Origin of the sequence: Providencia sp. Je.9.19 (assembly GCF_051129765.1) — a bacterium.
Taxonomy (GTDB): Bacteria; Pseudomonadota; Gammaproteobacteria; order Enterobacterales; family Enterobacteriaceae; genus Providencia.
Window position 1 is genome coordinate 256,625 of the sequence record NZ_JBCPSS010000004.1, and the last position, 17,000, is coordinate 273,624.

13 protein-coding genes are annotated in these 17,000 nt (G+C 38.4%); 10 read left to right on the forward strand and 3 right to left on the reverse strand.

Annotated elements, in window-relative coordinates:
- The first annotated feature begins 79 nt into the window (after positions 1 to 79).
- From AAZR93_RS15825 to AAZR93_RS15840, 4 genes are all read left to right on the forward strand, one after another.
- On the forward strand, positions 80 to 1,621 hold the full coding sequence (locus AAZR93_RS15825) for an MFS transporter (protein ID WP_434720364.1): 1,542 nt from the start codon (positions 80 to 82) through the stop codon (positions 1,619 to 1,621).
- A gap of 23 nt (positions 1,622 to 1,644) precedes the next feature.
- Positions 1,645 to 2,715: an HlyD family secretion protein gene (locus tag AAZR93_RS15830; RefSeq protein WP_294350000.1), complete on the forward strand. Its 1,071-nt coding sequence runs from the start codon at positions 1,645 to 1,647 to the stop codon at positions 2,713 to 2,715.
- Positions 2,716 to 2,830: 115 nt separating this feature from the next.
- Positions 2,831 to 3,274 (forward strand): universal stress protein, encoded by a 444-nt coding sequence (locus AAZR93_RS15835; RefSeq protein WP_434720365.1) that lies wholly within the window; start codon positions 2,831 to 2,833, stop codon positions 3,272 to 3,274.
- Positions 3,275 to 3,661: 387 nt separating this feature from the next.
- Positions 3,662 to 4,903 carry a Zn-dependent hydrolase gene (locus tag AAZR93_RS15840; RefSeq protein ID WP_434720366.1) on the forward strand — a complete coding sequence of 414 codons (1,242 nt, stop codon included), beginning with the start codon at positions 3,662 to 3,664 and terminating at the stop codon, positions 4,901 to 4,903.
- 7 nt (positions 4,904 to 4,910) lie between these two features.
- Here AAZR93_RS15840 and AAZR93_RS15845 read toward each other — a convergent pair whose 3' ends face one another.
- The 3 genes from AAZR93_RS15845 to dcuC all read right to left on the reverse strand — a co-directional run bounded on the left by AAZR93_RS15845 (position 4,911) and on the right by dcuC (position 8,903).
- Entirely contained in the window at positions 4,911 to 5,786 is an 876-nt protein-coding gene (locus AAZR93_RS15845) for a helix-turn-helix domain-containing protein (protein WP_434720367.1), read from the reverse strand.
- 558 nt (positions 5,787 to 6,344) lie between these two features.
- Positions 6,345 to 7,610 carry an amidohydrolase gene (locus tag AAZR93_RS15850; RefSeq protein ID WP_434720368.1) on the reverse strand — a complete coding sequence of 422 codons (1,266 nt, stop codon included), beginning with the start codon at positions 7,608 to 7,610 and terminating at the stop codon, positions 6,345 to 6,347.
- A gap of 15 nt (positions 7,611 to 7,625) precedes the next feature.
- Entirely contained in the window at positions 7,626 to 8,903 is a 1,278-nt protein-coding gene (dcuC, locus tag AAZR93_RS15855) for a C4-dicarboxylate transporter DcuC (RefSeq protein ID WP_434720369.1), read from the reverse strand.
- Positions 8,904 to 9,374: 471 nt separating this feature from the next.
- On the opposite strand from dcuC, the gene codB reads away from it, so the two are divergent.
- From codB to AAZR93_RS15885, 6 genes are all read left to right on the forward strand, one after another.
- Positions 9,375 to 10,622, forward strand: a complete 1,248-nt coding sequence (gene codB / locus AAZR93_RS15860) for a cytosine permease (protein WP_434720370.1) — start codon at positions 9,375 to 9,377, stop codon at positions 10,620 to 10,622.
- Positions 10,615 to 11,913: a cytosine deaminase gene (locus AAZR93_RS15865; protein ID WP_434720371.1), complete on the forward strand. Its 1,299-nt coding sequence runs from the start codon at positions 10,615 to 10,617 to the stop codon at positions 11,911 to 11,913. The genes codB and AAZR93_RS15865 overlap by 8 nt, the downstream gene beginning before the upstream one ends.
- Before the next feature lie 794 nt (positions 11,914 to 12,707).
- Entirely contained in the window at positions 12,708 to 13,049 is a 342-nt protein-coding gene (locus AAZR93_RS15870; protein WP_434720372.1) for a helix-turn-helix domain-containing protein, read from the forward strand.
- 197 nt (positions 13,050 to 13,246) lie between these two features.
- Entirely contained in the window at positions 13,247 to 13,789 is a 543-nt protein-coding gene (locus AAZR93_RS15875) for a fimbrial protein (protein WP_294107022.1), read from the forward strand.
- An 84-nt stretch (positions 13,790 to 13,873) separates the two neighbouring features.
- A complete protein-coding gene (locus AAZR93_RS15880; RefSeq protein WP_294107021.1) occupies positions 13,874 to 14,413 on the forward strand; it encodes a fimbrial protein in 540 nt (179 codons plus the stop codon).
- A 112-nt stretch (positions 14,414 to 14,525) separates the two neighbouring features.
- Positions 14,526 to 16,973 carry a fimbria/pilus outer membrane usher protein gene (locus tag AAZR93_RS15885; RefSeq protein ID WP_294107020.1) on the forward strand — a complete coding sequence of 816 codons (2,448 nt, stop codon included), beginning with the start codon at positions 14,526 to 14,528 and terminating at the stop codon, positions 16,971 to 16,973.
- The last annotated feature ends 27 nt before the right edge of the window (positions 16,974 to 17,000 follow it).

Below are 17,000 nucleotides of genomic sequence, written 5' to 3' on the forward strand. Positions count from 1 at the left end.
ATCAACAAAAGTTTAGATACTACTTTGGCATTTTTAAAATAATGATTGAAACAATAGGAGCGAGAGATGGGAGTTTGGAATGGTTGATGCATCTATTGCGCCGCACTACAAAAATAAATGGCTCACCAGTGCTACAGAAATTAGTGGCCGTACTTGGTTGGGATTATTTGGTATTTTTTTAGCTGTTATGGCAAGTGGTATTGGCGAAAATGCCAGTAAATTTGCGCTAGCCGATATTCAAGGTGCCATGTCACTAAACTTGGATACGGGGAGCTGGCTTATTACCTGTTATGTCACTGGTTTTGTTATTGGATCAGGGTTCACGCCCTGCTTTTGGCCAACCTTTTCATTACGCCGAGTTGCACTGCTCATGTGCTCAATTTATTTAATTGGCGGATTAATCACACCATGGTTAGGGGAGCACTATTCGATTTTACTCGCAGTACGCAGTTTGCAAGGCTTTGCGGGAGGTGCATTACCACCCATGTTAATGACTGTTGTATTACGTTTTATGCCACCGCTAATCAAAGTTTTGGGATTAGGTGCTTACGGCTGGGTTTCAGCCTGGAGCGCAACATTCGGCGCTACTGCTGCCGCTTTTGCTTTTCATTGGGGATGGAGTGGCTATTTTTATTGGAACTTACCCTTAATGGCGATCGCCACTATTTGTATCGGTTATGGCTTACCCCAAGACCCATTACGTTTAGAACGCCTAAAACAATTTAACTGGCGCGGCTTACTGTTGGGAAGCTGTGCGCTGGCTATGTTGACCATTGGGATCTCTCAAGGGGAGCGTCTCGATTGGCTCAACTCATCACTTATCTATATTTTATTCATTGGCGGTCTCGGATTATTAGCACTCTTTTTAATTAACGAGTGGTACCACCCATTACCATTTTTTAATTTACAGCTACTTGGTAAAAGAAATCTTTCTTTCTCATTAATTACCCTCGGTGGCGTTTTATTAATTATGGTGTCGTTAGTTAATATTACATCTGGTTATTTAACCGTCATTCAAGGATATCGTCAGGAACAAACGTCCGACATGATGTTATGGGTATCGCTGCCACAATTAATTACCTTACCCATCGTTGCCATAATTTGTAATACACCTAGAGTTGACTGTCGCTGGGTGTTAGCTATCAGTTTGATATTAATGGCAACCGCCTGCCTGTTAGCGTCCCAACTAACCCCTGAATGGAATGGTGACAATTTCCGCGCTATTTCCCTATTGCAAGCCATAGCTCAACCCATGGCGGTAATTCCATTACTGATGTTAGCCACCGGAGGATTACTACCAACGGATGGTCCTTTTGCAGCGGCATGGTTCAATGCCGTCAAGGGCTTCGCTGCCACTGCCGCAGGGGGCGCTATTGCTTTGTTTAATCGCCAACGCACAGATTTTCATTCAGACATTATCGCTGATAGTTTTGGTTCAGCTCATCGGGCAACCTCACAGAACTCAGTAGACGTATTAACACAATTAGCCACAAAGCAAGGTCATGTATTGGCCAGCGCTGATCTTTATATGTTGGTTTCGGGATTAGCATTATTACTTATCGTGCTGATCTTCTTCATGCCAACCCGAATTTATCCACCGCGGTCAGTCGCGGCGGTCTAGACATTTATATTCAGGAATCAAAAATGAGTGGAATCAAATTTATGGCTAATCGAAAAGTACCTTTAGCCATATTGGCAATTATTACTGTTGTACTCGGATTACTCATCAATAAATTTTTTATTGAAAACACCAAACAAAATACTAACGATGCCTACATTCGGGCTGATATTTCACGTATTTCCCCACAAATAGCGGGCGTGATCACCGAAGTATTAGTACAAGATAACCAATGGGTCAAACAAGGAGAGTTGCTCGCGGTAATTGATCAACGTGAATTTAATGTCGCTCTTTCACAGGCAAAGGCACAGTTACAGTCAGCCATTGCTCGTCAAGATGATGCTAAAGCCAGTCTTACGCGACAAAATGCATTAATTGCAGCAGCACAAGCACAATTACAATCAGCACAAGCAGAGCTTCAATTTGCTCGTCAAGAACATACCCGTTATCAAAAAATGGCAGCAAGTGGCGCAGGCTCACAACAAGCCGCACAACAGGCAACCACTCGCGTTTACACCATGTCAGCCAGTGTCGCTCAATCTGAAGCATCACTAAAAGCGGCCAAAAACATGTTGCAAGTCCTGCAAGCTAAACAAGCAGACAGTGATGCTGAGTTAAAATTCGCACAGGCTAAGCAGGCGATGGCCGTGTTGAATTTATCTTATACCCAAATTACTGCCCCCATTAGCGGCATCATTGGTAAGAAAAGCTTACGTATTGGTGAATTTGTCAAACCTGGCGATGCCTTAATGGCCATTGTTCCCCAAGACAAGCTCTATATCATCGCTAACTACCAAGAAACTCAATTGGAAAAAATTACGCATGGTCAGCAGGTGGATATCAATATTGATACCTTCCCAGGTCAAACCTTAAAAGGCTATGTCGATAGTATCGCCCCTGCTTCTGGCGCGAGTTTTTCACCCGTGGCCCCCGAAAATGCAACGGGCAATTTCACTAAAATTGTTCAGCGCATACCGGTGAAAATTATTTTTGATAACAATAAAGATCAAACAACGATGATGAATGCACTACGCGTAGGTATGTCTGCGGATGTAAGTATTAATACCCTAAATGGAGATCGCTTATCAGCTCAGTAACTTATCTTAAATATATTGTCCAAATTGCAATGAAAAAAGTGATTAATGCAATGCAGTGCAAAATCTAAAAATAGAATTTAACAGTAAAGTTTAAGCCATAGCTCAGGAGCTCCTCATGATTGATAGAGTTTTACTTGCAGTAGATAGCTTCGCCAATAGCGGTAACGCCTTACAATATATGCAGCGTTTACAAGGCTCTATTTCAGAAGTCATTGTCTTAACCGTTATTGACAATACCTTTGCATTAAGTCGGACAGGATTGCGTTCTGATAGCGATGAATGCAATGAATACCCTGCTGCCCAGCGAGAAGAAGCGCTCGCAGAAGCACAACTTACTTTGGTCTCTCAGGCATTAAAACAAATGGGCTTTCAAGTAAAAAGCTTATTGGCTGCTGGCACACCTATTGAGGTGATCCCTGAACAAATGACACTATTCAACTGTGACTTATTGATTATTTCCCATCGTCATCTTTCGTCACTAGGACGCTTATTAAATACTTCCGTCACTCGTAATTTATTAGATGATATTGGCCAACCTGTTTTAGTGATCCCTCGCTAAAATCAATCACATCAGAATTTAGTCGATAATATCATGCTATGGCAGCCGTTAGGCTGCTATTAGCATTTAAAAATCATCAGATAATTCATCGAAAAAATGCAAAAAAAATTCACCTTAGTTAAAAATAAGTACATCAACACATTGAATATTAACAATTATTAAACCAATTTAACCCTTTATTCATATTGCTTTCTACTCTCTATTTTGATCAGAATCATATAATATCAATTATTAGACAACTGTGTTTGACTTATCCATTTTTAGCTTGTAAAAATGAGTAATACAAATAAATCAGTTTTAAATAAGACTGATTTATTTATTTTTTACCCTTGCAGTCTCATTTTTTAGACAGTTTACTCAATAAGTATTTTAGGTGAGAGGTCATCCATGAATAAGCAAAATTTTTCGATACAAGATATGGAAAATTTATTCGAAAAACTAAAAACATTTTGCGCTTCACCTAAAAACAAAGGTATCACTCGGCTCGCTTATACTGAAGAAGATCAATCAGCTCACAACTATATGATGGAAATAATGAGAGAAGCTGGTTTTTCAGTGCGCCAAGACGCCATAGGCAATGTATTTTGCCGCTTATCTGGAAAACGTCGTGATTTACCCGCAGTCGGCACGGGTTCTCATCTTGATACCGTTCCTGATGGTGGGGCTTATGATGGCGCCCTCGGTGTATTTGCTGGGTTTTACGCCTTAACACAATTTGAACCTGAACAATTAACCCGAGACCTTGAGCTGATTATCTTTCGTGCAGAAGAGTCAAGCCGATTTGGTTTTTCCTGCATTGGCAGTAAAGTGTTACTCGGCGCTGTCGATAGAAATAAATGGGCATTAAATCAAGATGATACAGGCAGTAATTTTTTTGAAGTGCTTGATAATAATGGCTATAAAAGTAATGAAATAGAAGCATGTGAATTATCTGACGACTATTTTTCTGCATTTGTTGAATTGCATATTGAACAAGGAAAACGACTTGAATTTGAAGAAAAAACGATTGGTATTGTTAATGGTATTGCGGCACCAACTCGCTATTCAGTTCAAGTGAAAGGTCACGCTGACCATTCCGGTGCAACGCCGATGTATCAACGCCATGACGCCCTTGTGGCAAGCGCCGCAATTATTGATGACTTGAATCGAGCTGCTTGTAAAGAGTCGGTATGGGGCACAGTGGGAACAATCGGTAAATTGAATGTTTATCCTAACTCAATGAATGTCATTCCAGGAGAAGTAAAGTTTTTAGTCGATGTCAGAGGTATTGAATCTGAAAGTATCAAAAGAGTAACCAATAGCTTGAAAGATTCGATTAGCAAATCGGAGCAGGATAACAATGTCACTATTGATATTAGAGAAATTTCATCGGAACTACCGGTTAAATTAAATAATGATATTTGCCACATTATCGAAAAACATTGTATCGAAAAAGACATTAAATATATGACAATGTTAAGCGGAGCTGGGCATGACACGATGAACCTAGCGAAAAAATTTCCAACAGCAATGATTTTTACGCCATCTAAAGATGGGATCAGTCATCATCCTGATGAATTTACTGACTTTAACGATATTATTATCGCTGCAAATTTATTAAAAGATACGCTGTATACACTGGCAAAATAGTCAATAATTAATAATCATCAAGGGTTTTTTTCAGTAAATTAATGGCATCAGTACCTTTGGCTGCATCATTCCAAAGATTATCAAAAAGTTGCCTATAGCGGGAAATCGCTTCTTCAGAGTTAGTTACTGAAGCTATTCCATTAGAGATATTAGGAAACTCCCCCAGTCTGAAGGGGCTAACCGCTAAAGATGATGAGCCATCGGTGTGATATAAAATTTGAAATGTGACTGAAGGAATGGTTTTAATTGATATTGCAATATGTACTGAACTTTGATTTTCTTCAATTAAATTAATAAGATGCTTAAGTTCATTTCTAGCTTGTAATATACGCTCAATTTTCGTACTCGGTGGTAAATTTAAAGATCCCACTAACCCCGAGTGCAGCAATCGTTGAATTGATTGAAGACCAATAAGATTAAATAATTGCGGGCTTTGGCTATTAACCTTTTTTTTCCGCTCAGCCAGTATTGAAAGTGTTGATTGTTGTTTTTCCGAAAGCCCAACGTCAAGATCGGAATCCATCAACATTTTGGCAAGATAATTATCATAATTTTTAGAGGTTAATAAATATGAAAATGGCTCAAAATGTGCATAAATTTTTGTCGATGAATCCTCAAGCTGGCGCATTCGCTCAAAAAAACCATCAGCACTAGAGTAATATTCAGCACTCACACCCAGTAGGCTTGAAAGAGAAGTATTGAGTAAATCGGCCAGTTTTTCGAGTGTTTCTATTTTGACAATTTCACCTTTTTCTAAACGGTACACTGCGGCTCTAGAAATACCCAGATTTTCAGCGACTTGTTCCGCTTTTAAAGACGCCGCAATACGATAGGCTCGTAATCGGTTACCAATAGAAATGTAATTAATCGGATTATTTTTCATATTTATTCTTTAGGTGAGTTTTTAATCAACATGAGCCGTTTAACAACAAACTGATAACATTTCAAAACGGGCAGTTTGATTGTTTTATCTGATGACAATATCAAACTGTTTGTTTAGTTGCATTAAGAAATTTGATTAAGCAAATAGGATTAGATAGACAGGACGATTTTAAACATAAAATTTATGCGAAAAAAATGAGCTTACTATCAATTCGATTTGTTCATTAACATTATTTGAGCAGAAAGGTTTCCCTCTAAAAATCGTATTAAGACACTAGCTCAACTTCATTTTCTAGCATATCACCTCAGGGAATAAAAATAGACCAACATTACAATTCAACTCACCTACACATCACATTTCGATAAGCTATAAAAGCATTAATTATATATAGCAATAATACTTATTTTCTTACTGACAAAAAAAAATACGTATCAGATTACTACAATCATTAAATGTTAATGGCAAAATAAATATATTAAATTATATTTTTTAATTCATAAAAACATAATGGCCGAGAATAAATAATATTATCGGCCATTTATATAGATATTAAATGAATTATAAAAGAGAAGTTAAGCAACCCGTATATAAGTTATATGCGGTTAGCATTTCTTTTTCATCAAAATCAAATTTTGATTGATGATGGCCTGCGGTTCTATCCGCACCAACAACAAAATAAAGTGATTTTCCACCGCAACGCTGTACCCGTTTAGCCAGAATTGTCGCATCTTCGCTCCCACCAAAAGGCCTCGTTGCAATACCGGTTAATTCAGTATGCTGATTAACAACATTCGTTAATATATCAATGAGTTGTTGGTCATTTGTTAGATCGACAGCTTCCCCCATAACTTCACTTTCCATCTCTAATTTGAAGCTATGAGCAGAACCTTCTGCCATACGAATGGCATTTTCACTCATAAAACGATTAATATCTTCATTTTCACCACGAACTTCAACCTGCATTTCAGCATAAGCAGGTGTCACATTTCGCCCTTCGCCTGCTTTTAATACCCCAATATTAATACGAGACATCCCTTTTCCGTGACGAGATATACCTAACATCTGAGTTGAGGCATGACAAGCACCAGCAAGTGCATTTAATCCTAATTCTGGCTCAGCACCTGCATGAGATGGTACGCCTTTAAACCGAAAATCAAGTTTTGTGGTACAAAGAAAATGAGTTGGATTAATCACAATTTCACCACTATTTGCGATAAAACCTAAGTGGGAACCTAAAAAATAGTCAACATCATCAACAATTCCGCTTTCAGCCATGGCTCTAGCACCACGAACTCCCTCTTCAGCAGGCTGAAATAGCAGCTTAACTTTACCTGTTAACTTATCTTTATTGTCAACTAGCCAATGAGCAACAGCTAAACCGATAGAAATATGCCCATCATGACCACAAGCATGCATTTCACCTGGATGACAAGAACTAAAATTATCATTTTTTGGTCGATGGTCATCAGCCGTACTTTCAGTTACACCGACGCAATCAATATCAAACCGTAAAGCAACTGTTGGACCTGCTTTTCCACTATCAAAAATAGCTACGCAGCCTGTCAGCTCTTGCATTTCTTGTAGTAATTCTTCGCTAACATTATGTTTACGTGCAATTTCTAACCCTTTATCAATAATGCTCCTTTGACGTCCAAACGCATATTCTGGGTTTATAACATCAGTACCAACCTTAACTTCAAGGTTAAGCCCGCGTAATTGGTCCACAATCTTGGCGGTTGTCAAAAATTCAGACCAACCAATTTCAGGGTATTGGTGGAACTCGCGACGCCATTTTATGAGTTGTTCTAATGTGATAACAGACATACTATCTCCTTAATATTAAAGCATTATTAGTGCGATAAAAATCACACCAACGATCATACCGGGTGCCGTTCTTTTGGCTATTTCCATCGGGTTGATATTAGCTAAACCAGCACAAACAATTGTTGCGCCTGCCAGTGGTGACATCGTGCGTCCTAATGCGCCAGAAATAGCTGAAGCCATGCCTAAATCCGGTATTTCATAGCCAAATTGTTGGGCAAACGGCGTCACAGTTTCATTGAATGCAAAAGCAGCGGCATCCCCAGATCCCGTTATCATCCCCATCAAGAATGGACCTAAAGTCCCGCCCCAACGGGCAAATTCAGGGGCATGGATCAGAAAACCAATAAATGAATCAATAAGACCAGATGCTTTTAACCCAGCAGAAAAAACAGCGGCAGCAATAATGATACCGAGCACATCTCCATAGGCATTGCCCATTCCTTTAAAAAATTCTTTCGTGATAATTGATGGGTTAGTACGCGTGATAATTAATGCATAGATTGCGCCAATTAGCATCGCTGCAGGTACCGTGATTTGGTAAGCTTTTAGTGAATCAATAAAGGGTAATAGTAATAAAATCAATGGAATGAATGGTGCGGTTGCATAAAGATAATTCGGACGCTCAGCAGCTTCACTTTCAACAGAATTAGCTGCCCCACCATTATCATTTACAGTAACTTTAATGTTGTACTCTTTTTTTACCAATGCCACGATGGACAATGAAACTGCACCTATCGCCCCGACAGCCAGACTATATGGGCCATGACGAGCAATCAAATCCACAATGCTCATGTTAGACATTTGCGCCACGAAAGGATTATGTGATAACCCCGGACTCAACATTGAACCGATGGTGCCACATAATACCGCACCGCCTGCAATTGCAGGGTGGATGCGGGCTGCAATCAATAATGGAATCAAAGTCGCGCCAACTGCTGCGGCACAGCCCGCTGCCGATGGAATCGCAATATTAATAAAGAAGGTTAAAACGACAGCGGCTGGAATAAGAAAAAAACCTAATTTAGTTAATAAATTAGATAAAACTAAAACAAGGTGTTTATCGCACTTTGTGTATTTCATTACATAGGCAAAACCCATACTCGAACAAATCGCTTGTATTAATGGGGCCGACACCATTCTTTCACTAAAAGCATCGAGTGCACTCATTGGTGTTAAACTAATAATACAAAGTACTAATCCAGCTGCAATGAGTACCATTCGAGTTTCATATTTCTTTATTAATAAATAGATTGTCAAAAAAATGACTAGCCCTGCGATAATTTGCATTATCATAAAATGTCCTCTTCTTATTATAGCGTCACGCTTAGAAGTTAATTGGAGTGATGAAATAAAATCCCTAGTGTCACATTCCATTGTGAGCCTCAATGGTTTTATTTAATTGAGTGAAATCAATTTTTATAGTTAAAAATAAAATTTGCTATTATTTTGTGATCTAAATTTACTTTATGAAATATTGGAATTAAATTGTTTCGCACATTAAGATGAATATATTAAAAAATTCATTGCTATATCATGAGTAAATTTAAAATAATTTTCAGATTAATTAGAATAGTTCTCAACACCAAAATATTGATCTATTTTTTAACGTTATTAACTCAATTAATATAATATAAAGATATAAAATCGTCACATTAGCGATTCATTAATTGTCTTAAACTATGTGCGAAATAATTTGCTTTTATTTTATTCATCTATAAACTCCGTTCGAATTTTTTGGCCTGCTAATCGAAATGGGAGGTAATTTTGTCTGAAGATAAAAATTATAGTCATGGGCCTGTGCCCATATCCGCGAGAAAAGGCGGACTAGCATTAACCTTTGTGATGCTAGGTTTAACGTTCTTTTCCGCCAGTATGTGGACCGGAGGCGCACTCGGTACCGGTCTCAGTTTTAATGATTTCTTCCTCGCAGTTCTTATCGGTAATCTTATTCTTGGTATCTATACCGCATCTCTTGGTTTCATCGGATCTAAAACAGGCCTCACAACTCACCTTCTCGCGCGTTACTCCTTCGGTATTAAAGGTTCCTGGCTCCCATCATTCTTACTCGGCGGTACACAAGTTGGCTGGTTCGGTGTTGGTGTCGCGATGTTTGCCATTCCAGTAGGAAAAGCCACCGGTTGGGATATTAATTGGTTAATTGGTGTCTCTGGAATATTGATGACAGTAACTGTTTTTTTTGGGATTTCCGCACTGACCGTACTATCAATTATTGCTGTACCAGCAATTGCCATCCTCGGCAGCTACTCTGTCTATCTTGCAGTAACCAGTGTGGGCGGCATGAGCACCTTAGTTTCCATTGTCCCCGCGCAACCTATCGATTTTAACTTAGCCTTGGCAATGGTTGTTGGCTCATTTGTCAGTGCTGGTACTTTAACCGCAGACTTTGTTCGCTTCGGACGCAAGCCAAAAATTGCAGTACTCGTTGCAATAGTGGCATTTTTCCTCGGTAATTCATTAATGTTTATCTTTGGTGCCGCTGGCGCTGCATCACTCGGTATGGCAGATATTTCAGATGTCATGATTGCACAAGGGCTCTTATTGCCAGCAATTATTGTTCTTGGGCTTAATATTTGGACCACAAATGATAATGCACTTTACGCTTCAGGATTGGGATTTGCGAATATTACAGGGCTATCTAGCAAAACCTTATCTATTATTAATGGCTTAATCGGTACCCTATGTGCGCTATGGCTTTATAACAATTTTATTAGTTGGCTAACTTTTTTATCTGCGGCTATTCCACCAATTGGTGGGATCATTATTATGGACTACTTAATGTATCGCCACCGTTATGACACCTTTGATTGTAGCAAAATGCGTGATGTCAATATTAGCGCACTACTCGCTGTCGCCGTTGGTGTAATTGCAGGCCATTGGCTACCAGGAATTGTTCCTGTAAATGCTGTCCTTGGTGGCGCATTAAGTTATGCTGTTCTCAATCCACTGCTTAATCGTCGTCGTGTCATCAACCCGGAGATAACCCGTGCTTAATCATAATATAAAACATATACATAATATCCGTTTACCGGAACGTGATGGCTTATGGCGTATCGATATTAATAACCAAAAAATTCAGGCGATTGTCCCGCAGCCTACCAATGAAGTTTTACCTGAAAGCCTTGATGGCGAGGGCGGTTTAGTTATCGCTCCATTTATAGAGCCCCACATTCATCTTGATACCACCCAAACCGCGGGCCAGCCAAGCTGGAATTTATCCGGCACACTATTTGAAGGAATTGAACGCTGGGCAGAACGCAAAGCATTACTGACTCATGAAGATGTTAAAGCCCGTGCTTGGAAAACACTAAAATGGCAGATTGCCAACGGCATTCAACATGTCCGTACTCACGTTGATGTGTCCGATGCCACACTCACTGCGCTCAAAGCCATGCTCGAAGTCAAACAAGAAGTATCACCATGGATAGATCTGCAAATTGTGGCTTTTCCACAAGAAGGCATCATGTCTTATCCAAACGGAGAGGCATTATTAGAAGAAGCATTGCGTTTGGGTGCTGATGTTGTCGGCGCAATTCCACACTTTGAATTTACCCGTGAATACGGTGTGGAATCTCTACATAAAACATTTGCACTGGCACAGAAATACGATCGTATGATTGATGTGCATTGTGATGAAATTGATGATGAACAATCACGTTTCGTGGAAACCGTTGCCGCCCTAGCACACCGCGAAGGTATGGGCGCTCGCGTTACCGCCAGTCATACTACTGCAATGCACTCATATAATGGTGCCTATGCCTCTCGCCTATTTCGTCTGCTAAAAATGTCTGGCATTAACTTTGTCGCAAACCCACTGGTTAATATTCACCTGCAAGGCCGTTTTGACACCTACCCTAAACGCAGAGGGATCACCCGAGTCAAAGAAATGTTAGCCGCAGATATTAATGTCTGTTTTGGTCATGATGATGTATTTGACCCATGGTACCCATTGGGTACAGCCAACATGCTTCAAGTTTTGCATATGGGGCTGCATGTCTGCCAGTTGATGGGCTATGACCAAATTAATGATGGGCTGAAACTTATTACACAATACAGTGCACGAACACTGAATTTACAAGATTACGGAGTGAGTGAAGGCAAGCGTGCAAGTTTACTGATTTTACCCGCAGAAAATGGATTTGATGCTCTGCGTCGCCAAGTTCCGGTACGTTATTCAATTCGTGATGGCCGCGTGATCGCGTGCACTCAACCTGCCATCACGCAGATCCACCTTGATCAGCCTGAAACCATCCGTTATGGCTACACACCACTTTCAGGGAACTAAACACCAATAAATTCTAGATAAACGCCTACCTGAAAGGATAGTGAACAGGAAAATGAAGCATAATGTGACTTCATTTTCCTTTTTTTTTGCCCACAGTTCAAAGCGACAATACTTTTACGATGAAACCAGTACCTTCAATATTATAAATAATCAGTTAATAAGAGACCCTGTTAAGGAAAAAGCTAAAAACTAGAATTGTTCAATATCTAAATAAAACTTAATACTAAAATAAACACCCACACTGAGATTTTGATACCGCCCCCCCTAAATTATCTCATTTATAAATTACACGCCTTAAAGTGACAATCCAATTAAGATGCAATCAAGCCATTGACATACCCATACAAATTACTTGTTTTTATAATAATCCATGATAATTCATTGAAAATTTAACCTGTAGTCTGAGTAGGATAAGTCTTAAAAAAAAACAAACAAAATAATAAACTCGCAATTGGAGTAACTAGTGACATTTACTAGCTTGTATTTGTATTATTTTTGATCAAATTAAACATAAAACGAGTTGAATTTGTGTGTCTGTATTTTACATTGTATCTAAATGTAAATTGTATCTACTGTTATTTAGATATGAAAAATATAACTCATTGTTATCTATGATTTATATTTTTAACTCATTCATTTTCCTGTAACACTTTTTCATTTCATTAAGATGATAATGTTTTTTAATATCAATCAATTCGTACTATCTATTATACAAAATAAATAACCGCCAATATAATTAATGAAAATTTCATATGGCGTCTGAGGTTAGTTATTTAAATTAAAGGTCAATTAAAATGGTTTTTTTTTCTAATCAAATGGTTCATTTTTCTAACGGAATAAATAAAGAAGTGGGACTATATTTAAGAGGAATAAGAAAAGAGCAAAACCTAACAGGGGGTCAACTGGCAAAAATGCTAAATGTTAGCCAACAACAAATATCTCGATATGAAACAGGGAAAACTAAGCTAACATTTGAAATGATGGATACAATATTAACCGTATTTAATAAATCATGGAGAGATTTTTTTAATACTGTCATCGATAAGCATGATAATGAACGACTAAAACACATCATAAAAAATGAATCCACCTATTTATCTGTACTGGGTCAAGATTCTAAAAAATTATGGCGATGAAATTTATAAAATCGATTATTACACTTAAGACAGGTATTGTTAAATAAGATCAGTTTTATAAATTCTAACAATAGAAAATAAAATGACAACTTTATTAAAAATTATCATTAATTAATTTTTGTTAATGCTTATTTTTATCTAAAGTTGTTATTAATAACAATCATCACAAAATAAACATCATATAGGATTAATAAATCATGAAATTGAATAAAATAGTCGTGGCTGCTGCATTCGTAACTGGCTTTGCTTCTTTTGCAACAATGGCGGCTTACACAGGTACACCAACTAACGGTACGATTGAAATTACTGGTGAGTTAGTCAACTCTGCATGTGGTCTAAGTGAAGAATCAAGCCCAGTAAAAGTTAATTTTTATCAAATCCCAGTAGCAAACCTAAAAAATGGTGAGCGTGCGGGTAACGTTAAAAAAGATATCGTCCTGCAAGGCTGTGATACCACTGTAGCACAAACAGCAACAGTGACATATACACCATCAACAGTGAACCCTAACGATGCTAGCTTAGCCGCATTTACTTCAGGTACAGCAAGTGGCGCAGGTATTGGTTTAAGAGACAATGGCAATCAAGATGTTGTTTGGGGAACTGCCTCTACAGCAGTTAACTTAACTGATGGTAAAACATCAATTCCATTCGTTGCTTATCTAAAAGCTGATAATGCATCTAATGCAGTAACGCCAGGTAACTTTGATTCAACGATTAATTTCCAAATCAACTATCAATAAGCTGTAGCTCGTTTTTATGAAAATGTGCGGAGTATTAAATACTCCGCAATAATAAAACTTGATATATAGCCATATGGTATCCCCATGATAATGCGAGTTATAAAAATAGCATTAGGTTCTCATTTATTGTTACCTTTATTAAGTTGGGGAGTAACAATTAATAGCACGCCAGGTGATATTATTATGCATGGCGAACTAATAGAAGCCTCATGCACAATTGATCCTAATAGCCGAGATCTTTGGATTGATTTTGGTGAAATTAGTGCAAGAGAAATTACACCAGAGGCTAATTTACTTGTAAGTAAACAATTTCAAATAAAACTAATTGGCTGCACACTTCCCTCAGCAGATAAAGGTAGCGCATCTCGAGCTCAAATAACAATAATGGGAACATCAGTTGATAGTGATAAATTACTTCGAGTTAATGGAAAGTCTGAAGGATTTGGAATTCAATTACGAGATTATCATGGAGAAATCCTAAGCCTTAATACAAAAATGCCGGATTACACCTTACTTGAAGGACGTGATAGCTTGAACTTCACTGCGATTCTTATTGCTTATCAAAAAAATATAAAGGCAGGTGAGTTTGCAGCAACTCTACGATTTAGAATGGATTATTTTTAGAAGAAAAATTAAAAATTTATTTTATCTCATAAGCTCATGAGAAATTAATTCCAACATTGCCAGTGAATACAGAGTAAATATAATGATTATTTTTAATAAAAACATAATTAAGATGAAAAGGTTATTTGCAATATATATTGCATTACTCTGTTATTCCTCAAATCTCCTCGCTGATGATATCGTCGAATTTAATACAGATGTATTAGATGTTGGCGATCGAAGTAATATTGATTTAACGCGTTTTTCTAAAGATAATTTTGTGTTTCCTGGAGTCTATTTATTAGACCTTTATATTAACGGTCAATCATTATCTCAACAAAAAATAACTTATATTACTGATCCACAAAATAGTGAAAAAACATTAGCTTGTTTTACACATGAACAAGTTGAAATGTTCGCACTTCAAGAAGATGCATTAAAGAAAATTCAAATCATATCGCCAGAATGTTCGAATATTTTAGTTATTCCTGGTGCGAAAATTAATAACTCAGAAGGAAAGCTGGATATCACTATGCCACAGGCGTGGATGAAATATTCGGACCCAAACTGGGTACCACCTGAACGTTGGGATACTGGCGTATCCGGTATCTTATTTGACTATAATTTATCTGGGACAGTTGCACGTTCTTTAACGACGCACACCAATAAACATTCATTATCTGCTTATGGCCAAACTGGATTCAACCTTGGCGCATGGCGTTTCAGGGCAGACTATCAGGCTAATTATAATGAACGTGGCGACAGAAAATTCGATTGGAATCAATTCTATGCATATCGCCCTTTAGTCCATATGGCAGCAAGACTGACGTTAGGGGAAATCTATCTTAACTCTCAAGTCTTTGACACTATTCGTTATACCGGATTTAACTTATCCAGTGATGAACGTATGTTACCGCCTAATTTACGCGGTTACGCACCACAAATTAATGGAATTGCCAAAAGTAACTCAAAAATTATTGTTAGCCAAGCAGGACGAGTGGTTTATGAAACAACCGTTCCTGCCGGCCCGTTTAGTATTCAAGATTTACAAAGCTCAATTCGCGGAACGCTAGATGTAAAAGTTGAAGGTGATGATGGCGATATTTCGACCTTTCAAGTTAATACCGCAAATATTCCGTATCTAACTCGGCCTGGCTATATCCGCTATAACATCTCGGCGGGTAAACCATCACGCTTTAACCACAAGCCTGAAGGTAGCATGTTTGCAACAGGTGATTTCTCTTGGGGATTAAGTAATAACTGGTCAGTTATTGGTGGAATATTGTTTGCAGGCAAAGACTATACCGCACTATCCGCAGGCTTAGGGCGAGATCTCTCTATTTTGGGTGCACTGTCTGCTGATATCACACAATCTATTAGTCGGATTCCGGGCAACAACACTGAAACGGGCTCATCTTTTCGACTCAGCTATTCAAAATCATTTGATGAAATTAACAGTACTATTACATTTGCCGGTTATCGCTTCTCACAGGATAAATTTCGGACAATATCTCAATATTTAGATGAGCGTGAAAATAAATATTTAGGTACTGGTCGTCAAAAAGAGATGTATACCATTACCGCAAATAAAACATTTTGGGCTGACCAAGCAGACTGGCGAACAACCGTATTCTTAACTTATACCCGTCAAACCTTTTGGGATCAAACAACCCAAGATAGATATGGCTTATCTGTTGGTCGTACATTCCGTTTTATGGAAATTGATGGTATCTCAACAAATATTTCAGCCTATCGCTCTGAATATCGTGGAAAACGCGATGATAGCCTATCCCTATCGGTTTCAGTCCCTGTCGGTGATAGCCGTTGGGCGGGCTATGATTTACAGAACAGTGGTAGTAAAACAAGCCATATGTTGTCATATAGTGACAATAGAGATTTCAATAACTTATGGCGAATTAGAGCCGGTAGAAGTGGTGACGACCGTGCCCAATTCGATGGCTATTATCAAAAAAGAACGCAACTTGCTGAAGTCAATACCAACGTCAGCTATCAAGAAAGACAATCTGCATCACTTAACGGAACATTCCGCGGTGGTTTTACCGCTACGGGCTATGGTGCCGCGCTGCATAACAGTAGTGCAACAAGCAATACGGCAAGAATTATGGTCGATACCAATGGTGTTGGCGGCGTGCCATTTAACCATGAAAAAGCCAGAACTAACTGGAAAGGTATATCAGTCGTTCCCGATATCGTGAGCTATTACAGTTTTGATACTCGTATTGATGTGGACAAACTAAACAGTGATGTTGATACCAACAAAGCGATTGCGACATCAACATTAACGGAAGGCGCAATTGGTTATCAGCGGTTTGATGTAGCAAAAGGTGAAAAATTAGTGGCAACAATCCGTTATAACGACACCGTTCCTCCTTTTGGCGCAGATGTAACCAATGCTGATGGCATCAATATTGCCATGGTAATGGAAAATGGGCTGTCTTATTTGATGGCAGTAAATCCTAAAGAAACGTTAACCGTCTCTTGGGGTGGAAAAGCACAATGCAAAGTTCAGCTACCTGCACAAATTGATTCTGGTATGTCAGTTCTGCTGCCTTGCCAATAATAAAACGACGATCAGAACAAGTCTTAT